The sequence below is a fragment of the Nostoc sp. DedSLP04 genome (genome assembly GCF_034530775.1).
Taxonomy (GTDB): Bacteria; Cyanobacteriota; Cyanobacteriia; order Cyanobacteriales; family Nostocaceae; genus Nostoc.
Map to the genome: position 1 here is coordinate 111,865 of NZ_JAVRCL010000009.1, position 20,448 is coordinate 132,312.

General features: G+C 43.5%; 20 protein-coding genes. 11 read left to right on the plus strand and 9 right to left on the minus strand.

Annotated features, from left to right (window positions below; translation table 11 throughout):
- The first annotated feature begins 368 nt into the window (after positions 1-368).
- Positions 369-872, plus strand: a complete 504-nt coding sequence (locus tag RMX89_RS07875; protein WP_322688538.1) for an Hsp20/alpha crystallin family protein — start codon at positions 369-371, stop codon at positions 870-872.
- Between the two features lie 178 nt (positions 873-1,050).
- On the opposite strand, the gene RMX89_RS07880 is transcribed toward RMX89_RS07875, so the two are convergent.
- On the minus strand, positions 1,051-1,410 hold the full coding sequence (locus RMX89_RS07880) for a Rieske (2Fe-2S) protein (protein WP_322688539.1): 360 nt from the start codon (positions 1,408-1,410) through the stop codon (positions 1,051-1,053).
- Positions 1,411-1,660: 250 nt separating this feature from the next.
- Here RMX89_RS07880 and RMX89_RS07885 point away from each other — a divergent pair, with 250 nt between their 5' ends.
- The 4 genes from RMX89_RS07885 (at position 1,661) to RMX89_RS07900 (ending at position 7,809) form a co-directional block, all read left to right on the plus strand.
- Complete coding sequence (locus tag RMX89_RS07885) at positions 1,661-3,499, plus strand: vWA domain-containing protein (protein WP_322688540.1); 1,839 nt, start codon at positions 1,661-1,663, stop codon at positions 3,497-3,499.
- Between the two features lie 402 nt (positions 3,500-3,901).
- Positions 3,902-4,945 (plus strand): type I glyceraldehyde-3-phosphate dehydrogenase, encoded by a 1,044-nt coding sequence (gene gap / locus RMX89_RS07890; protein ID WP_322674205.1) that lies wholly within the window; start codon positions 3,902-3,904, stop codon positions 4,943-4,945.
- Positions 4,946-5,224: 279 nt separating this feature from the next.
- Complete coding sequence (gene pyk / locus RMX89_RS07895; RefSeq protein WP_322688541.1) at positions 5,225-6,655, plus strand: pyruvate kinase; 1,431 nt, start codon at positions 5,225-5,227, stop codon at positions 6,653-6,655.
- Between the two features lie 149 nt (positions 6,656-6,804).
- Positions 6,805-7,809 carry a transaldolase gene (locus RMX89_RS07900; protein WP_322688542.1) on the plus strand — a complete coding sequence of 335 codons (1,005 nt, stop codon included), beginning with the start codon at positions 6,805-6,807 and terminating at the stop codon, positions 7,807-7,809.
- A gap of 231 nt (positions 7,810-8,040) precedes the next feature.
- Here the strand turns inward: RMX89_RS07900 and psbN are convergent, their stop codons facing one another.
- Entirely contained in the window at positions 8,041-8,172 is a 132-nt protein-coding gene (gene psbN, locus RMX89_RS07905; RefSeq protein WP_322688543.1) for a photosystem II reaction center protein PsbN, read from the minus strand.
- Positions 8,173-8,257: 85 nt separating this feature from the next.
- Between psbN and psbH the strand changes: the two genes are divergently transcribed.
- The 3 genes from psbH (at position 8,258) to pth (ending at position 9,887) form a co-directional block, all read left to right on the plus strand.
- Complete coding sequence (gene psbH, locus RMX89_RS07910; RefSeq protein ID WP_322674201.1) at positions 8,258-8,461, plus strand: photosystem II reaction center phosphoprotein PsbH; 204 nt, start codon at positions 8,258-8,260, stop codon at positions 8,459-8,461.
- A 142-nt stretch (positions 8,462-8,603) separates the two neighbouring features.
- Positions 8,604-8,876, plus strand: a complete 273-nt coding sequence (locus tag RMX89_RS07915) for a TatA/E family twin arginine-targeting protein translocase (RefSeq protein WP_094348881.1) — start codon at positions 8,604-8,606, stop codon at positions 8,874-8,876.
- Positions 8,877-9,245: 369 nt separating this feature from the next.
- Entirely contained in the window at positions 9,246-9,887 is a 642-nt protein-coding gene (gene pth, locus RMX89_RS07920) for an aminoacyl-tRNA hydrolase (RefSeq protein WP_322674211.1), read from the plus strand.
- Positions 9,888-10,158: 271 nt separating this feature from the next.
- Here the strand turns inward: pth and rpsU are convergent, their stop codons facing one another.
- Both rpsU and RMX89_RS07930 read right to left on the minus strand, forming a co-directional pair.
- Positions 10,159-10,338, minus strand: a complete 180-nt coding sequence (rpsU, locus tag RMX89_RS07925; protein WP_069073049.1) for a 30S ribosomal protein S21 — start codon at positions 10,336-10,338, stop codon at positions 10,159-10,161.
- Between the two features lie 305 nt (positions 10,339-10,643).
- Positions 10,644-10,988 (minus strand): hypothetical protein, encoded by a 345-nt coding sequence (locus RMX89_RS07930; RefSeq protein WP_322674200.1) that lies wholly within the window; start codon positions 10,986-10,988, stop codon positions 10,644-10,646.
- Between the two features lie 172 nt (positions 10,989-11,160).
- Between RMX89_RS07930 and RMX89_RS07935 the strand changes: the two genes are divergently transcribed.
- Together RMX89_RS07935 and RMX89_RS07940 are read left to right on the plus strand one after the other, a co-directional pair.
- Complete coding sequence (locus tag RMX89_RS07935; protein WP_322688544.1) at positions 11,161-11,331, plus strand: hypothetical protein; 171 nt, start codon at positions 11,161-11,163, stop codon at positions 11,329-11,331.
- A 35-nt stretch (positions 11,332-11,366) separates the two neighbouring features.
- On the plus strand, positions 11,367-12,203 hold the full coding sequence (locus RMX89_RS07940) for an SPFH domain-containing protein (protein ID WP_322674198.1): 837 nt from the start codon (positions 11,367-11,369) through the stop codon (positions 12,201-12,203).
- 3 nt (positions 12,204-12,206) lie between these two features.
- On the opposite strand, the gene folP is transcribed toward RMX89_RS07940, so the two are convergent.
- From folP to RMX89_RS07965, 5 genes are all read right to left on the minus strand, one after another.
- A complete protein-coding gene (gene folP, locus RMX89_RS07945; protein ID WP_322688545.1) occupies positions 12,207-13,067 on the minus strand; it encodes a dihydropteroate synthase in 861 nt (286 codons plus the stop codon).
- 255 nt (positions 13,068-13,322) lie between these two features.
- Entirely contained in the window at positions 13,323-14,216 is an 894-nt protein-coding gene (locus RMX89_RS07950) for an MBL fold metallo-hydrolase (protein WP_322688546.1), read from the minus strand.
- Positions 14,217-14,505: 289 nt separating this feature from the next.
- Positions 14,506-15,315: an SDR family NAD(P)-dependent oxidoreductase gene (locus tag RMX89_RS07955; RefSeq protein WP_322688547.1), complete on the minus strand. Its 810-nt coding sequence runs from the start codon at positions 15,313-15,315 to the stop codon at positions 14,506-14,508.
- A 226-nt stretch (positions 15,316-15,541) separates the two neighbouring features.
- Positions 15,542-17,197, minus strand: a complete 1,656-nt coding sequence (locus RMX89_RS07960; protein ID WP_322688548.1) for a B12-binding domain-containing radical SAM protein — start codon at positions 17,195-17,197, stop codon at positions 15,542-15,544.
- A 292-nt stretch (positions 17,198-17,489) separates the two neighbouring features.
- Positions 17,490-18,368, minus strand: a complete 879-nt coding sequence (locus RMX89_RS07965; RefSeq protein WP_322688549.1) for an NAD(P)H-binding protein — start codon at positions 18,366-18,368, stop codon at positions 17,490-17,492.
- Between the two features lie 407 nt (positions 18,369-18,775).
- Here RMX89_RS07965 and RMX89_RS07970 point away from each other — a divergent pair, with 407 nt between their 5' ends.
- On the plus strand, positions 18,776-20,395 hold the full coding sequence (locus tag RMX89_RS07970) for a cyclic peptide export ABC transporter (protein WP_322688550.1): 1,620 nt from the start codon (positions 18,776-18,778) through the stop codon (positions 20,393-20,395).
- Positions 20,396-20,448: the final 53 nt, after the last annotated feature.

Sequence of the window (20,448 nt, forward strand, 5' to 3'; positions counted from 1 at the left end):
AAAAGCGTTAGCAAGTCTTCATACGGCAAGCTACGTCCAGCGTCTTTGTCAATCTAACCCTGAGATCGGGCTAGAGCTTCTAGCTACAAGCGAATTTAATTAAATTTACATTACATAATATAGTTTAATTTCCGATCGCCTACTTCTTTGACATTCAATATTCTCAAGCTTTTCATCCGTTTTTTGTTTGATACGGTAAATCCAACCTATGGCTGTACGGTTTACCCAACTATTTTGAGATTCTTCTTTTATTAAATTACTTACTAGAGAGAAGAAACAAAGCAAATAAAACTCCTCTCTAAAAAATACCTCTAAAACTTTGTTTGATTACCCAAGATTGAATTAGAAAGTTAAGGAGAGATTAAAATATGGCACTCATTCGTTGGGAACCATTCCGTGAAATGGAAATTCTGCGTCGTCAAATGGATCAACTATTCTCTGAGCTGACAGCAGCCGAGCGCGATAACTCTGAGATTTCTGCATCACCGAGAACAGCGTGGGTTCCTGCGGTTGAATTACATGATAATGGTTCAGAGTTGCTATTAAGAGTTGAGATTCCAGGCGTGGAAGCTAAAGACTTGGATATTCAAGTTACTCAAGATGCAGTTTCGATAGCTGGTGAGCATCATTACGAAAAACATTCCCAATCTAGCGCTAAAGTTCATTCGGAATTCCGGTATGGCAAGTTCGCTAGAGTAATTCCTCTGCCAACTAAAGTTCAGAATCAAAAAGTTAAGGCAGACTTGAAAGATGGGATTTTAATTTTGAATTTACCCAAACTAGAGCAAGAACAAAGCAAAGTCTTTAAAGTGAATTTAGGCCAATCTCAAAGTGCTACAGCTTCTATAGAAGCTGGCAATGGCAACAACTAACCCAACATAACATCACAGCAAAGTGTTCCAACTGCTTGAGAAGATGTTCTATTTTCTCATTCAATGATTCCTATCTCTCTGGAATAGGTAAATTTTGATAGAAACCCCAGCAAATGAGTTTAGCTGGGGTTTTTCTTTTTTTATTTAGCACTGTTTCAGTAAATTCAGGGAGAGGGTGCTATTCCTCTTGCACATCAACCCAGATACTGCCTTCTTCAACACGAACTGGAAATACTGGCAATGCTTTTTGTTGTGAAACCAACGAGAGCACTTTACCTACACCAGGTGGCCAGGCACACCATCCTTGTACCTCACCAGTCCGCAAGTCAAAAGCACTGCGATGAAAGGTACAAACTATTGCTCCACTTTCAGTAATTTTCCCACTTTTCAACGGTAATTTTAAGTGAGGGCAGTTGTTATCTACAGCATAAAGCCGATTTTCGTGATTCAAAAGCAAAATTTTTCGGTTGCCAACTTTCACTACTTCTCGCGCACCAGGGGAAAGTGCTTCGACTGCAAGAACTTTCGTCCAACTCATTAGGTTCTCCTCTCTTAATATATCTGCTTACAGTTTCCCGCAATAGTGACCAGTGCGATCGCCTTTCAATACCGGAGAGCCGAGAATGTCTACAACGGGCTTTGTCTAAGATTCTAAAACTATAAAATTTTACAAAAAATTCCAGATTTATACTGAATAAAATTATTTCTGGGTAAACTAAATAAAGCGCTTACTATCTATGTATCACAAGGCTTATAGTTGAAAAATACAATTTTTAGGAATATAAAAAATGATTAAGACAAGTTACGAATTTGACCAGTCTATCCTCGCCGCCGGATCTTCATTAAAGACAAATATTTTGCTACGTTTTCGTGCCGACATAGCTAAATCTCCTCGACGTAACCTTAACCTTTCGCTTGTAATTGACCGTTCCGGCTCTATGGCAGGCGCTCCCTTGCATCACGCACTCAAAGCCGCTGAGTCTGTGGTAGAGCGACTTGAGCCAGATGACATTCTCTCAGTAGTTGTTTACGACGATGAAGTGGATAGCGTTGTGTCACCCCAGCCTGTGACTAACAAAGCCGCACTGAAAAATTCCATCCGCAAGGTGAGAGCAGGCGGTATTACCAACTTATCGGGGGGATGGCTCAAAGGCTGCGAACACGTGAAGACGCGACTCGATCCGCAAAAAATCAACCGTGTTCTCCTGCTTACCGATGGTCACGCCAATATGGGCATTCAAGACCCCAAAATCCTGACGGCGACAGCAGGGCAAAAAGCTGAGGAATGTATTATCACAACTACGTTAGGTTTTGCTCAAGGTTTCAACGAAGACTTGCTGATTGGAATGGCAAGGGCAGCCACGGGCAACTTCTACTTCATTCAGAGCATCGACGAAGCAACTGAAGTGTTTAGTATTGAGCTAGATAGTTTAAGAGCAGTAGTGGGACAGAACCTCAAGGTGACACTTGAATTGGCAGATGGTGTCAGCCTGGTTGATACCTTAAGTCTGGCTAAAGTTAGCCAGAATGACGCCAGTCAAGCTGTCATCACCTTAGGAGAGCTTTACGAGGATGAGGACAAACTTCTCGGTTTGAGTCTGGGGATATCAAGCGCTCAAGTTGGTGATTTACCTGTGATGAAACTGCATTACAGCGCCGATGTTGTGCAAGATGACCGTATTCAAAGCGTTTCCGGTACTATAGATGTCGTCGCCAAAGTTGGCACTGTTGAGGAAGCAGCTTTTGCTGCTACAAGCCATATCATTCTGGAACTGAGTCGCCTTACCATTGCTAAGGCCAAAGAGACTGCGCTTAATCTCGCTGAACATGGCAAGCATCAGGAAGCTGAACAAACCCTGCGGGCGCTCGTGAAAGATTTGCGAGATAAAGGCTTGAATGAGAATTTTGAAATTGCTGAAGAAATCGATCAGCTGGAATATTTCGCCAGTCGAATCGCTCAAAAAGCTTTAGGCAATGCCGGACGGAAAGAGATGCGAGATCAAACTTACCAAACGATGACGCGCAATCGCAGCGATTTGGTGGGTCGCGGTGTCACTACTGGCGATGAAGTGTACGCCATGCCGATTGTGAATGAAGTCGGTTCAGGTGTTGAATTGCACTGCGTTCGTGAAGGGGGTAAACTGCGGGTTAAGGTCATGTCTGAAGGCTACGATTTAACCAAGAACATCCAGTTTCCCCGTGCCATTCGTGCCGAAGGGGCGCGCTATGTTGTTGAAGGATTGGAACTCTCAAGCGATGCTACTTTCTATCGGGTACGTGGTAAAATCACCCGTTTTGCTCAACCCGGTGAAACAGATATCTTCGTTGCCCCTAGACAATCCAATCGAGCTAACACAGGTAAAGCTTCCAAAGGCCCTGCCAGTGCTGCCGATCTGCCCATAACTGACAGCGTCGGGGATAGCATTTTAGTTCAGTGTGTCAAAGATGGCAGCAAACTACGTGCTAGGGTGGTTTCCGACGGATATGAACCGGATTGGAATATGCGTTTTCCGCGATCGGTGCGCGAGGAAGGAATGCTTTACGTCGTTGATGAAGTCAAAACCGCACCAGATGGCAAATCTTATATTGCCTGTGGTGAAATTAAGCGATTTGTCCAACCCACTTGAATTGAGGAGCGGGGAGCAGGGGAGCAGGGGAGCAGAGGGGCACGGAGCAGGGGAAGGCACGGAGCAGGGGAAGCAAGGAGAATTGGGGACAAGGTGACAAGGTGACAAAAGTTTAGAACTTACAACAAGTCTTTCCCCTTGTCCCCAATTCTCCTTGTCTCCAAGTCCTCTTTCCAATGCCCAATGCCCAATGCCTAATGCCCAATGCCCAATACCCAATGCCCAATGCCCAATGCCCAATGCCCAATACCCAATGCCCCATGCCCAATCCTTAAAATATGCCAAGTAAATATGCCTTAGCCGACTGAGACTGTCAGGATCAAAGAGTAAAGAGTAAAAGGCAATCTATTTTGACTTTTAACTTTCTCCTTTTGTTCAACTTCCACAACGGGAGGTTTAATCTTGACTAAATTGAAAGTTGGTATCAACGGCTTCGGTCGAATCGGGCGACTTGTACTTCGCGCTGGCATCGATAATCCCAACATTGAGTTTGTGGGTATTAACGACCTAGTACCACCAGATAATCTCGCTTATCTATTAAAGTACGACTCAACCCACGGTCAATTAAAGCACAAGGTTGAAGCCAAGGAAGACGGCATCCTGATTGACGAACATTTCATTCCTTGTGTGTCAGTCAGGAATCCAGCAGAGTTACCTTGGGGGAAATTAGGTGCAGATTATGTCGTGGAAGCTACCGGACTCTTCACTGACTATGAAGGAGCTGCAAACCACCTGAAGGCAGGTGCAAAGCGAGTGGTAATTTCCGCTCCCACCAAAGATCCAGATAGAGTTACTACCCTGTTAATGGGTGTCAATCATCACCTATTTGACCCTGGTAAGGATATCATTGTCTCCAATGCTAGCTGTACTACAAACTGTTTAGCTCCCATCGCTAAGGTCATTAATGACAACTTTGGGTTGACTGAAGGGTTGATGACCACAGTCCATGCCATGACTGCGACTCAGCCAACTGTAGACGGCCCCAGCAAGAAAGACTGGCGGGGTGGTCGAGGTGCATCCCAAAATATTATTCCCTCCTCCACAGGCGCAGCGAAAGCCGTAGCATTGGTTTTACCAGAATTGAAGGGCAGGTTAACTGGGATGGCATTACGAGTTCCGACTCCCGATGTCTCCGTAGTTGATTTAACTTTCAAAACAGCCAAAGACACCAGTTATCAAGAAATCCGTGCTGCTATGAAGGAGGCTGCCGCAGGGTCATTAAAGGGTATCTTGGGTTACACAGATGAAGAAGTAGTTTCCACAGATTTTCAAGGCGATACCCATTCTAGTATCTTCGACGCAGGTGCTGGGATTGAGTTGAATTCCAACTTCTTCAAGGTAATTGCCTGGTATGACAACGAGTGGGGTTACTCAAATCGTGTGATTGACTTGATGTTGTCTATGTCACAGAAGGAACAACTCGCACCGACAGTGGCTGTGGTTTGATTAGTCATTAGTCATTAGTCATTAGTCATTGGTCATTGGTCATTAGCTTTTGACTGCTGACTCTTGACTAGGGACTTTTGGGATTTGGGTCAAATGGTAAATACTCCGAAAATAAAACGGAATCTAGTATTTTTATTTAGCAAACCAGTGATATGAAGCACGTGTGAATTTGGATGTTTTGTGCGATGTCTACGATGGTCACTGAGCTTGTCGAAGTGCGGGCTACGCCTACGCTCAAAGCATCCAAATTTGCAGGTTACTCCTCAACCCCCAATCCCTATGCGTCGAACCAAAATCATTTGTACTGTCGGCCCGGCTACATCTGCACCTGAAAAGCTGCAATCCTTGGTAAAAGCTGGAATGAATGTGGCACGGCTGAATTTTTCCCACGGAGCTTATGAATTTCACGCCCAAACGGCTCACTATCTCAGGCAGATTAGTACTGAACTGCAAAAGCCGATCGCCATCATGCAAGACCTATGTGGCCCGAAAATTCGTTTGGGAACTTTACCACCAGAAGGGTTAAATTTAGAAGCTGGTACTGAAGTTACTTTTGTTTTGCAAGAAAAGGGTGAGAGTATCGACGAACTACCCTTACCATTACCGACTTTGTTTGCAATGGTGCGACCAGGCGAACCGATTTTGATTAATGATGGTCGCGTCAAATTGATAGTTACCGATCGCGATGCCGATCGCATTCGGGCACAGGTGAAAAATGGCGGGTTAGTTTCTACGCACAAGGGAGTAAACCTGCCTCAAACTCCTTTACCTGTAAGTTCGATCACCGAAAAAGACTTGCTGGATTTGCGTTTTGGGATTCAGTTGGGTGTAGACTGGGTGGCGGTGTCCTTCGTGCGATCGCCACAAGACTTAGAACCCGCCAAGCGGATGATTGAAGCGGCTGGCGCTTCGATTCGCTTAATTGCCAAAATCGAAAGAGCAGAGGCAGTAGAAAATTTCGACTCTATTCTGAAGGTTGCCGACGCAATTATGATTGCTCGTGGCGATTTAGGGGTGGAAGTGCCAATTCACGAAGTACCCCTAATTCAAAAAGATATTATTCGCCGTTGCAATCGTGCTGGCAAGCCGGTGATTACAGCCACCCAAATGCTAGAGTCAATGATTAGCGCCCCCGATCCCACCCGCGCCGAAGCAACCGATGTTGCTAACTCGATCTTGGATGGAACAGACGCGGTAATGCTTTCTGGTGAAACAGCTGTCGGACAATATCCCGTCGCCGCCGTCCAGATGATGCACAATATCGCCGTGCGGACAGAACAGGCTTTAGATGAGGGTAGCAAAAATGCTTGGTGTCATGAAGCAGGCAGTCTGAGCGTTACCGAATCTGTGGCAGAATCCGTCTGTCGTATCGCCTATGAAACAGGCTCACGGGCAATTCTCTGTAACACTACATCAGGAAGTACGGCGAGAATGGTTTCTAAATATCGGCCGACTTCTCCGATTATTGCCCTGACCTCCGACATCACCGCTTACCGCCAATTAGCACTTTCTTGGGGTGTGGAAGCTTTGCTGATCCCACCAGTCCACAATGCCGAAGAGATGTTTACCAATGTGGTGAACACAGTTGTAGACATGGGTTTAGCGAATAAGGGCGATAAAGTAGTAATTACCTCTGGTGTTCCAATTGGTAAATCAGGAACAACTAGTTTAATCAAAGTGCATTCCATTGGACAGCCAATTTCGGCATAAGGCACTTAGAATAAGGCTGTGGCACAAGATAGTAAGCAAAATTGGGCAACGATCAAGAAAAATTGCCAGAATCAGAATTGAAGGAAGAGTAAAGAGTGTAAAGAACTGGGGAATAAGTAAATCCTGTAACAAACATCACGGAGTATTTTATGTCTAAGAATTTACTGGAACAATTGCGACAAGTGACTGTTGTAGTCGCAGATACAGGGGATATCCAGGCAATTGAAAAGTTCAAACCCCAAGACGCTACCACCAATCCTTCGCTGATTACTGCTGCGGCACAAATGCCAGAATATCAGGAAATTGTCGATCAAACTTTACTCCAAGCCCAGAAAGATGCTGGAGCCGGAGCCGCCCAAGCACAGATAGTTTCTCTAGCTTTTGACCGTTTGGCAGTTGCTTTTGGATTAAAGATTTTGCAAATCATTCCCGGTCGTGTATCTACAGAAGTGGATGCTCGCTTGTCCTACGATACCGAAGCTACCGTCACTAAGGCACGGGAATTAATTGCTCAGTATAAAGCTGCTGGAATTGGCCGCGATCGCGTTTTAATTAAAATTGCCAGCACTTGGGAAGGTATTCGCGCTGCGGAAATTCTCGAAAAAGAAGGTATTCACTGTAACCTTACCTTGTTATTTGGTCTTCACCAAGCGATCGCCTGTGCAGAAGCTGGCATTACCTTAATTTCTCCCTTCGTCGGTCGGATTCTCGACTGGTACAAAAAAGATACCGGACGCGATAGCTACCCAGCAGCCGAAGATCCAGGAGTTTTGTCTGTCACCAAAATCTACAACTACTACAAGAAATTTGGTTATAAAACCGAAGTTATGGGAGCTAGTTTCCGTAACCTTGGTGAAATTACTGAACTTGCAGGTAGTGATTTGCTGACCATTTCGCCGTCGCTTTTGGCTGAATTGCAAGCAACCGTTGGAGAACTGCCACGTAAACTTGACCCTGCGAAGGCAGCAAACTTGTCAATCGAAAAGATATCCATTGACAAAGCTAGCTATGACAAGATGCACGCTGCTGACCGCATGGCAACTGACAAACTAGACGAAGGTATTAAAGGTTTCACCAAGGCACTAGAAGACCTTGAGAAACTTTTGGCAGACCGACTAGTTCGCCTGGAAGGACAGGTAGTGGCAAGCCATTAGGGATTTCCAATTAAAAAACATCCAAAGTAGTGTGCGTTACGGCTTAAGCCGTAACGCACTTCAAATACGATCTCTGGGTAATTTAGTTATGATTGCCATAGTCATTTCATTCCACACGCCAGTCGCTCATCGAGAAAACTCCGACAAGCAACAGCAATGCTTGTCTACGTAGGCGTAGTCCGTCGTAGACATCGCATCAAAAATTTACGGTGCGGACATGATATGACTCTTTTAATCCTCGTGGTCATCGAACGGATCGTTCAATTCCTTGCTAGGAGGGCCAAAGGAGGTATAAATCGAAAATCCAGTGATGGCAATCACCACGGCAGCCACAGAAATGCTAAGAACTATTGCGGGTTCCATAATTGAGAGATAGATGATGAGTGCTATTCTTATAGAATATTACAGAAGATTAAAAAAAGCTTTGGCAAGTAATCTTAGGTGAACTATGGCACAAAGGACTAGGTTGGGAGATATCCTGAAACCACTGAACTCTGAGTATGGAAAAGTGGCTCCAGGTTGGGGTACTACCCCTGTAATGGCTGTTTTTATAGGGCTATTTTTCGTGTTTCTGCTGATTATTCTGCAACTTTACAATAAAACACTGTTGGTTCAGGATGTATTTGTCGATTGGCGCAGTTTAGGACGCTAACACATACACGAGCGAGCGAGTTTGGATAACAAGTTAAGTTACACCCGGTTTTTCCGGGTTTTTTTGTGAGTTGCGATTTCCGACTAGACTAACTATATATGTGAATTTCTGTAGTGGTTTTAGAGTTTACAGGAGACAAAAAATGAATATATTTGGTATTGGTCTGCCAGAAATGGCTGTAATTATGGTAGTAGCGCTGTTAATCTTTGGCCCAAAGAAGCTACCAGAGATCGGTCGAAGTGTGGGCAAAACAATTCGTAGTTTCCAAGAAGCTTCCAAGGAGTTTCAAAACGAGTTTCAAAAAGAAGCAGAACAGTTAGAAGAAGTTGTACAGACTACTGCTGAATTGGAACCTAAGCAAATCCACCCTGCTAAATCTGAGCAGGATACCGCTAGTTCTTCCCAACCTAGCTAGTAGTTTGTCAAGTTCGTACTAAGGACTTTAGTCCTTATTTTCTAAGGGACTTCCAAATAAAAAAACATACAATTTTTCTTGTGGGGTGGACATCTTGTCCGCCCATAACTAAGGGCGGGCGAGACGCCCACCCCACAAGATTGGATAATTTATTTCTTGGCAATCCCTAAGCACTAAAGTGCTTACTACAAACCCTTCATTACTAGTAGTCTGGCAACCCAAAAATGTTAGGTGGAGGTTGGGTAAAGGGTAAAGGGACTCATGGTAAGGGATAAAAAACCTTTACCCTTTACCCCTGCCCCTTTACCCCGCCAAGTTGCCAAGGTGTACTACTAGAAGAGTGATGAATATCAATTGACTGTAGGCAAAATGACAGAAGCTGTTACGCAACCAGCTTTGGTAATTCCACAACTAATCGTCGGGTTAGGGAATCCAGAAGCTAAGTACGACCAAACACGCCATAATATCGGTTTTGCTGCTTTAGAAACTCTCTCTCGTTCTTGGCGCATTTCCTTAACAGAAAACCGCAAGTTTCAAGGTGAGTATGGCGAGGGTATGGCCCCAGGTGGAGGTAAAATTCGCTTGTTGAAACCGTTAACTTATATGAATCGCTCAGGACAAGCAATACAAGCGGTGACAAGTTGGTATAAATTGCCGCCTGAGTCAGTGTTGGTGATTTATGACGATATGGATTTGCCCTTGGGAAAAACTCGTTTGCGCTTATCTGGTTCGGCTGGGGGACATAACGGTATGAAAAGTGCGATCGCACATCTTAGTACCCAAAACTTTCCTCGTTTGCGAATCGGTATTGGTAAACCCAAAGATGCAGCTAATAACGATGATTCTGGTGCTATTTCTCATGTGCTAGGGCGATTTTCCGCTGCCGAAAATCAGCAGATGTCTCTTGTACTTCAGTTCGTAGTTGAGTGTATTGAACTAAGTCTCAAGCAGGGAGTAGAAAAGGCGATGAATGTTTGTAATAGCCGCACAATTAATAATTCTGAGTCTTAGGGCTGGATGAATACTATCCTATCAGCTGATTAAAGAAAGCTAACCGATGTTTAAAGGCGCTTATTTTGGTTGATGGGCAGCGATTTTAGCTTGCTCCATCTAACCAAGATAAAGTCTCTAACGCGCTCTACGTATAGGACAAGTAATTTATTTACACCCTAATTAACGGTGCGGCAGACTTTGCTTAATGTTTGTATGAATAATGGCGCAAGCGCTATTGCCTGTTTTTGGTCATAACCTCAAGCAACGCCGATATCACACAATAATAGGTTTATTTAAAACGTCTTGTGCGTCTAGCTGCCACTGCCTTACGTTTGCGTTTTTCTATTGGTGTTTCAAAGTGCCGATGATATTTTACATCAGCTAATATCCCAGCTTTGGAAACCTGGCGTTTAAACCGACGCAAAGCTGAGTCTATTCCTTCGTTCTCTCCTAGAACCACCTGGGTCATTCTTCCCTTTTCCTCATCATCAATAGTTTCCATTCTAATATTACCCTCAACCTTAGTAAAACCCCTCTGAGCTAAAGTCACAATTAAGAGGCTATTCGTCCGGCTGAGGCGGGTTATGTGTACTTCTATCTTGTAAAATCGTTACTTAACTAAAAGTTAATCTAAGTGCCCTAATGCACTCTCAGAACCAATAGAGAAGATGAGAAAATTATAATACTAAATTTTTCTGGCTGTACTATGAACTAGCGAATAATGTAATCTTAGCTACTAAAGTAGATGAGCCAATCTGACTATATTTACAGATTTTAAAAGTTGATTCTGCCCTCATTTAGTAATTTATATCCAGCGGCTAATGCTGTAAAAGCAACTATGAAATTCCATAAGCTAGTTGGCTGTAAAATAACTCCACCGCTTAAGAAAACTAGTACTATGCCAATGCCTAGAAAAATCCATCCTAAGTTACCAGTTTCTCTTTGAAAAAAGACTAATGCAAATATACCTGTCATTGTTGCTAAAACTGAAGCTGTAGCCGGCAAGCTACGGTAAAAATATGAATAGTAACCACTAACAAATATGATGTTTTGACCAAAAAAGTATAATCCTGTGAAAAGTAGAATTAAACCTATAAGTTTGATTAACAATCTACCCATAATATTTTGATGTTTTTAATAGCCCAAGCTAATTTTTATCCGATTATAGTGGGGTTTTTATATCTTGCCAAATTTTTACCTGAATATGATTTATTTACGTAAATATACTGAATAAAACTCATGACCGTCTGAAAATGCCAGTACAAGTAATGTTGATTACATCAATTAGTCCTTGCCAGGGTTTTATCAAGGTGCTTTAATAGCGATCGCATTCTGCAAAACAGTCTCACTTAGAGAATATGTACAAAACTTGCAGCGACTCGACATCGCTGCTGGTGTTGATAAAATTACAGACTCAAAACATAAAACTCAAAGATATGACAAGCTAGTAGCATATCTTTGACATTAAATTCTCCCCAAAGTTTAATAGGAGCATACATGGAGCCAATTATTGCTATAGTTTTAGCCCTTATAGGTTATGCATTAGGTTCTGCAAAACTGATTAATCAAGGAAATGAAGCCTTAGTCGAACGCTTAGGGCGGTATCATCGAAAACTTAAGCCGGGACTGAATTTTATTGTTCCCTTGGTCGATCAGATTGTCATGGAAGATACTACACGAGAGCAGTTTACAGACATTAAACCTCAGAATGTGATCACCCAAGATAATATTTACGTAGAAGTGGATGCTATTGTATACTGGCGTATTCGAGATATTGAGAGAAGCTTTTACGCGATTGAGGATCTGCAAGGATCGTTGACACAGATAACCACAACTACACTCCGAGAAATCATTGCCCAAAATACCCTAGAGCAGACCAACGTCTCTAGAGCAGAGATGGACTCAGCTATCTTAGATCAGTTGAATCATGTAACGGCAGATTGGGGAGTTGAGATTCTCCGATTAGATATTCAGAGAATTACTTTACCTGAGAGTGTGCGAAAGTCTAGGGAAGAAGAACAAGCCGCCGTTATCAAAAAACGGGCACTGATTACCGAAGCAGAAGGGGAAAAAGAAGCTGCGATTAAAAAAGCAGAAGGAACTATGGCTTCAGTGCAAATCATTTCTCAAGCTCTCCGTTCCAATCCCGATAGTAGGGATATTTTGCGGTATCTTGTGGCTCAAGATTACGTCGATGCTAGCCAAAAACTTGGTGAGAGCAGTAATGCCAAAATTGTCTTTGTAGACCCGGCTAACTCAAGTGAAATGTTTCAGGAGTTGATAGCCGAGTCAGTAAATCATGAAGGTAATGGCAGAAAAAACGAAGAAGAGTAATACTTAAGAGTTATGCTGTACGGCTTGTCTTGATAGGGCATCGGCGACTAATGAAACATCGCGCATTTCTTGAACATCGTGAACTCGGAGGATATCAGCGCCATTAAAAATAGCAGCACAACAAGCTGCTGCCGTACCCCAAACTCGTGCTTTGGGATCTGGTTGATTTAAAATGCGACCAATGAAACTTTTACGAGATGCTCCTACCAAGATAGGACAGTTGAGTGGTGCGAGCGATCGCAAGCCGCGAAAAATTTCTAAATTTTGCTCGTAGTTTTTAGCAAAACCAATACCAGGATCGATAATAATTTTATCCAAATCAATACCCGCAGTAGTTGCTGCCTCAATTTGCCGAGCCAAAAAACTATAAATCTCACCAAGCAAATCTTGATAATTAGTCTGTTGTTGCATTGTCTGTGGTGTTCCCCGGATGTGCATTAAAATCATCGGCACACCTAACTCTGCGACTGTTGCCAACATTTCTGAGTCAAAAGTGCCGCCAGAAATATCATTAATAATATCCGCCCCAGCTTCTACAGATGCTTTGGCTACAGCAGCACGGGTTGTATCTACAGAAATCGGGACTGAAATCTTTGGTCTTAACACCTGTAATACTGATAGTACTCGGTCAAGTTCCTCCACCAGAGTTATTTGCTTTGCCCCTGGTCGAGTTGATTGACCGCCCACATCAATGATGTCAGCACCAGCAGCCACCAGTGCTTGCGCCTGTACTAAAGCGGTAGAGGAAGTGTTAAACTCACCTCCATCACTAAAGCTATCGGGCGTTACATTTAAAATGCCCATCAAATAAGTCCGCTGTCCCCAATTGAAACAGCGTTCTCGAATTATCAAGTTCCTTGGCATAACCTTATATTGAACCATTAGTGGCAATCAGCAGCAACAAGCTGGTGACGACACCATAGGTAAAAATTAGTCCTAGATAACCCCAAGGACGAGAAACTCGTTTACCACGCACCCAACGAATCTGCCGTCTGAGCGAAAAATCTCTGCGTACCTCTGCGCTTTACTTTGCGTCCCTCTGCGTTTCAAAATATTATCTGTACCTCACTTAACTGGGAATCGCTATAACCAAGCTTTCATTGATTTGGAATGATTAGTTTATTTTTGCCGTGTTGTACTAGATTGGTCAGCGAATGCTTTGAACTCGACAGCATCATGACTACAGAACAAGCGTACATCTTTATTGCGATCGCTTGATAATGCGCGTAGCCGATCTTGATTGAGCAATCGAGCCTGACGATCCACTTCCATCATCCATTGGTAGGCGCGTAAACCTGGCGTGCAGCTTTTTTTGGCTGAGTCCATCTCGTGCCGATAAAAATAGGCATCACCTGCGTGCAAAAGCCAACCCTCTGGTGTATCAATGGCGATACCAGCATGACCCCGCGTGTGACCAACAAGAGGAATCAGGAGAATTTCTGGCGGTAGCCCATCGAGGTTACGTACTGCTTCAAAACCGAACCAAGGTTCGCCTCCCGCCGAATAGTATTTCCAGTGCTTAACCTCATCCCACTGTTCTGGACGATAGCGCCTTTTGGCAATGAAGCCGCCCCGATCCTGGGCGGTTTCCATCTCAGTCTGCATTACGTGTACCGTTGCTTCCGGGAAATCTTCCAGACCACCGGCATGATCGAAATCGAGGTGGGTAAGCACAATATGACGCACATCTCGCGCGGAAAATCCCAACTTTTCAATTTGATCGACTGCTGTGTATTTTTTATCAAACTGGATGCCATTGAAATGAATGAAGAACGGGCTGAGGCGGGAGTAAGGGGAGTTGATATCGCGCAGTCCAAAGCCAGTATCAATCAGAACAAGTCCCTGCTCTGTCTCGATCAGCAGACAGTGGCAGACGAGGTGAGCTTTCGGGCCGCGACTGAAGCCATCGAAGAGGGCCCCACCAATCGGGCACATACAGCCGCAGTTGAGATGATGAATTTGCATGAATCCTCCGTTACGACTTTGACTGTCAAAGTGAGTAGGGGCGCACATCTGTGCATTGGTGTCAACTTAAGGTGAAAGTCAGCCTAGAACCAGCTTTTAGATATTGTCTCGTTCCCAGTCTCCGACTGGGAATGCCGTCCTAGAGGCTCCGTCTCCCTTGCTGGCGGCAGCAGCCCAATTGAAGTGCATTTCCAGCCCAAAGGCTGGAAACGAGATTTGAAAAAGCTTTCAGCTTAAGTTGACAGCAATGCACAGCTGTGAATCCCTACAGATGTGCAAATAATTTGGGATAATTTATTTTTTAGAACGCTTAAAATGAGTCTTGACTAGGTGCAAATTACTTGTTGCCTGACTCCGGCTCACTGAGCTTGCGATGCTGTTCAGCACTGACTGTATCAGGTAAAACCTTACTAACATTCGCCAGAAGCTTCGTTTTGAGGGAACCGGCGATGATGTGATCCTTACCTGCCATCAAAGCTTCAAAACCCTGCTTGGCGACCTCAGCCGGATCGTCCTTTTGATCCGTGCCCACTTTTGTGTCGTCCATACCCGCGCGGTGGAAGAAGTTGGTATCGGTGGGCCCCGGCATCAGGGCGGTGACGGTAACGCCCGTGTCCTTCAATTCGTTGCGTAACCCCTCCGAAAAGGAATGCACAAAGGCCTTGGAGGCGGCATAAACTGTCTCGAACGGGCCGGGCATCAGGGCGGCAATTGACGATGTGAACAGGATTCGACCCTTGCCAAGCTCAACCATATCCTTTACTACCCGTTTGGCAAGATGTACAGAGGATACGACATTTAGATCGATCAGATTGAGTTCGTCCTTTAGGTCGGTTTCACGGGCGAAATCACCACCGACACCAACACCTGCGTTGATGGCGATCGCATCTACTGGTCGCCCAGTCGCCTTAATCTGGTTGTAGAGTGTTTCAACACCGTCATAGCTAGCCAGATCGGCCTGCACTGTTTCAACTTTAGCACCCAGCCCCTCAAAAGCTTGAGCCGCTTCGTCAATGCTCGATCCAGTGGCTGTAACTAGGAGATCGAAGCCGTTTTGAGCAAACTGTTTTGCAAGTTCATAACCGATGCCGTTAGAGGCACCTGTCACGACAGCCAAGGGTCGGGTCACTGAACTGTTCATAACCATCTAAAATTCCTATGTAACTGCTCCACACTCGCTGGCGATGGTTTTATCGCTACCAAATAATTGCATGGACTGTGGGCTTTCAACCCTTACAATCTTAGGCAGGTGGCAGTGCGATCGCGTCTTTCTAAGGAAGTATCGCGAGTGTATCTTCAAGGTTACTTTTTTACAGTTCTGTATATACCTCTAACAGATTTTCAGGCTCTCAAAACTTATTTTAAGTGTTACCTTAGCTACGAACTTTCGTAACGATTTTTTGGGAATAAAATGAAGCCGATTCTTCATTTTTGGCGCAATCTTGGGCAAACTTAATCAAATGGTGTCCGACAAGTCCAACGTGAACCAAGTTTTCAATATTACCTGCTTTTAGTGCTGGCTTGGCCATTTTCCAAAAAGTCTGGCGATAGTTACTAAATAAGCCTATCCGCAGCAAAATATTAGTTAAATAAGTTAAACCTTTGCGAATATTAGCCCCAGAAGTGCGAGATGGACTGTTAGGAACTTCGATGCGATTTGGATAGGTGTGTTCCATATTGTAAGCAAATCGCTGATATAAAAATTCTGGCTCATAAGCAGTTGTAATGCAGCGCCGCCACATCTCAACCACTTGTTCGTAAGGCATCAAAAACTCAACATTTGATTCGCGGCTTTCATCATAGACAAGTCGCCCTTCTGCTTCTAATCTTCGCCATAATGGAGTTCTCGGTAATGCATGAAGCAGGTTAATTGTCAACATGGGAATTTGCGATGCCCGAATAAATTCGATAATTCGGTCTGCTGTTTCTGGTGTATCTGTATCTAACCCGATGATGATTCCTGAAACTACTTCCATACCATAACTATTTAAAACCTGAATCGCTTTTAAGATTGGCATACTCAGATTTTGGTCTTTGGAAATCGCATGAAGGGCATTTGGTTCTGGTGTTTCGATACCGCAAAAGATTGTGCAGAAATAAGCTTCACGCATCATTTCCAACAGCTTTGGACTTTGAGCTAAGTTGAGCGTTGCTTCACAGGCAAACTGGATAGGATAGCCATTGCGTTTTTGCCAGTCAATCAGATGAGGAAGTAACTTCATGGCGGCGCGGCGATCGCCAACAAAGTTATCATCGACAAAATACACTGCCCCCAAATTGCCTGATTGTCGCATTGCATCTAACTCCGCGACTACTTGCTCTGGTGTTTTCATCCGGGGACTGTTGCCATAGAGTTCGGGAATATCGCAAAACTCGCAGTGATAAGGGCAGCCACTAGAAAACTGCACATTTGCTAGGAAATAATCATTGATATTCAGCAAATGATAAGCTGGGGTGGGAAACTCTGTTAAGGGTAAACGTTCCTTGGTTTCAAAGCGAATTTGTTGTTGCGGACGTTTGAGGTTTTGGTCTAGATATTCGATCATGCGATCGCTAGCATCTCCCAATTCGCCCAAGTGTAAAATGTCAAAATCAGGGTAATATTCTGGACACCCAGATACCGAGGGGCCACCGACAACGGTAATTTTCCCGGCTCGGTGGGCAAGTTCGTTAATTTGATTAATCTGTGGTTTTTGGATATGCATTCCACTCACAATCACCACATCTGCCCATTGATAATCAGCCCGCGTTGCTGATTTGACATTCTCATCAATAAACCGCACTTCCCACTCTTTAGGTAAGTAGGCAGCCACAATTAAAATACCTTGGGGTGGCATAAAAGCCCGAACACTACCCATAAGTGGGTAAGCGTGATGAAAAGTACCAAAAGAACGGCTGTACTTGGGAAAAATACACAGAATGCGTCGATGGTGCAAAGGAACGTAGCGGGTTCCTTGAGTGACAGAAGCGGTTTTAGAATTGTCCGCTACATTAATTTGGTTCTCTAAAGACTTTAAATTCACAGTCATCGCAAATTTCACCCTGGAAAACTGAGCAGGTAATTTGACAGTTTATTGACAGAATTAGCTGTAATTCCAACTAGCTTACCAAAGAAAGGTAGGAGGCAGAACGAATTAGAAATGTATTTTTGCTCAAAACAAAGTCTTAAAGATTATAAATCGCCCAATCTTACCTTCAGTAAATCGCAAAGTTTTTTTCAAACTAAACAATTAATAACTTCCTCAAGGGTTTCTGAATCGGTTAGGGCTAGTTATTTTGGTGAAGTCAAGAGTAATTATTAGGATGGGTGTAAATTCCTTGTTAAAAAGCAGCAGCAAATTCTTTTGCAAAATCTTCCAACTTTACTTTGCCCATAGCAATTGGCTTATGCAGTTCATAATCCTGCCGCGATGCGCCGCTGTGAATGCTGCTGCCCATTTCAACAAAGTTGGCCGCAATATGTGCCGACATTCCACTCTCTTCCAAACCGCTTTGTGTTTGCTCGTCGGTCAAGATTACCCATTTTAAATCCGGCTTGCCAATGGCGGCACCTAAGATGTGAGCGGTTTCGTTGGCCGTATGCTCGTCACTTACCACATACCGCACTTGCTTGCCGATAGCAGATGTTTCTATCTCTTCTGCGGCGGCGACGGCAATATCTCTTGGGGCAACCATTACAAGCTTGTCGTCGCCACCATAGTTTGCGCCAATAAAGCCCAGCCCTTTTATCATATCTACAAAGTTGTAGAGATTGTAGTAGAAGTAACCAGGGCGCAGATGCGTAATGGCTACGTCTGACAGCTCATTCAAAATGCCTTCTACATCGTGAGAACCGAGGATGAATCCGGTGCCTTTATCTAAATTCGCGCCCATACTGCTAAGATGAACCACACACTTTACGCTCGACCGTTGAATGGCTTGTGCATAGTTGCTGCCAGTTCTTTGGTAATACTCTCTTGGATCGGGTACGGTGTAGTTTGGCGGCACCATAGCATACACGGCATCAGCACCAGTAAAAGTAGACACCAGGAAATCAACGTCTTCCAGTGAGCCGATGGCAGCGGTGGCGCCTAAAGCTTCAATGTCTTTTTGCTTTTCCGGCTTGCTGCTGATAACCGTAACCGTATGACCTTTTTGCACTAACTCCTTTGCCAGTGGCTTGCTGATGTTTCCTAATGAACCTGTTACTATAACTTTCATAAATATTTCGTTTTTGTTTGCGAGGATTCCTAAATTGGTTAGTGCTATTTGTTTTGGCGAAGTTAATGGTAATTATTAGGATGGGCGTAGATTCCTTATAATTTCATTTTTTGAAACTCTTTTCAAGAATATAAGTTTTATTGATAATTTAGGTATTATTTAGAACTAATATGTACGGGGAATTGAATTAGCGTAGGCGTAGCCCTTGAGCAAAACTTTGGGATTTACTGACCTTGTGCATGATTTCTGGCGATCTTTGAAGGGATGTTTAACTGGTAAAATATAAAATCTAGCCTAGCAATGCAAATTTAATTGGTTGGCAAACAACTATTATGGAAATCGCGCATGGGACATAAAAAGAGAGATTTTCATTTTTTGTTGTGTCCAACTGGGTATAGGCATCTGTCATGAATTTGATTTACTTTCTTTTGCGTTCTTCGTGGGGGATGGTGGCGATCGCGATCGCTACCGGATTTTTGAGTGGCGGTAGTAGTGCTGGCTTGATTGCCTTAATTAGCCATGCTGCAAGTAGCGGTAATGCTTCCCGCCTCACATCGATAATTTGGGGTTTTGCGGGGCTGGCTATAGTTGCACTAATTACCAGTATCGTTTCTCAAGTGATGCTGATTCGCCTTTCTCAGAATGCAGTCTTGCAATTACGGATGCGTTTAAGTCGCCAGATTCTCGCTTCCGAGTTGAGTCATCTGGAACGCTTAGGGAATCCTCGATTATTGGCAACTTTAACAGAAGATATTCAGGCGGTTGCTAATGCTGTTTATCAGATGCCTTTTATCTTTATTAATTTAGCGATCGTTCTGGGTTGTATAACATATATAACCTGGCTTTCTTGGTTAGTATTGTTTATGGTTTGTGGAATTTCAGTAGTTGCGATCGCTAGTTGTCAGTGGCTACTCAACAGAGGCGGGCAATTACTTACTTTAGCTCGTGAAGATGAAGATCATCTATTTAAACATTTTCGCACAATTACCGAAGGAGTCAAGGAACTTAAACTAAATTACAAGCGGCGTGAAGACTTTTTAGAAGAGAAACTACAATCAACTGCTAACGAGTTTCGCAATCACAACGTTAACGGTCTAAGCCTTTTTGCTATAACTTCAAGTTGGGGTCAACTCATATTCTTTTTTGCTCTCAGTTTTGTATTATTCGTGTTGCCTAATCTGCTTACTATCAATCCCGAAACTCTCTCTGGCTACATTTTGACCTTCACATACTTGGTGTTACCAATGGATAACATCATCAGTAAACTTCCTCTATTAAGCAAAGCTAGCATTGCCTTACAAAAAATCGAATCACTGGGTTTATCTCTAGCTAGTCGAACTGAAATATCCACTGTCCCACCTGCTCTGAAATCTGACTGGCAAAGGTTAAAATTTCAAAGTGTCACCCACACTTACTACACAGAGCAAGAAGACAATAGCTTTATTTTTGGCCCCGTCGATCTAACACTTTATCCTCAAGAATTAGTCTTTATTGTTGGCGGTAATGGTAGCGGTAAATCTACATTAGCTAAACTAATTACTGGGCTTTATATCCCAGACAACGGCGAAATCTGGTTTGATGACGAGTTAATTAGCGAAGAGAATCGAGAATGGTATCGCCAGCATTTTTCCGTGGTGTTTTCCGACTTTTATTTATTTGAACAACTTTTAGGATTAAAAAATTCTCACTTGGATGCTCAAGCCAGAAAATATTTACAAAAACTGCAACTAGACCATAAAGTAAAAGTTGAAAATGGACAAATTTCTACCACTGCTCTTTCTCAAGGACAACGAAAACGGCTAGCTTTACTCACAGCCTACTTGGAAGATCGACCAATTTATCTATTTGATGAGTGGGCAGCCGATCAAGATCCAGTATTCAAAGAAATATTCTACACTCAACTTCTCCCAGAACTGCGATCGCGGGGTAAAACAGTACTGGTGATTAGCCATGACGATCGCTATTTTCATTTAGCAGACCGAATTATTAAACTTGACTATGGCAAAATAGAGTACGATAAAACTTAATCTGGCAAAATCATTCATAATTATTAAAATAATATTTGGAGTTTGCTAAATAA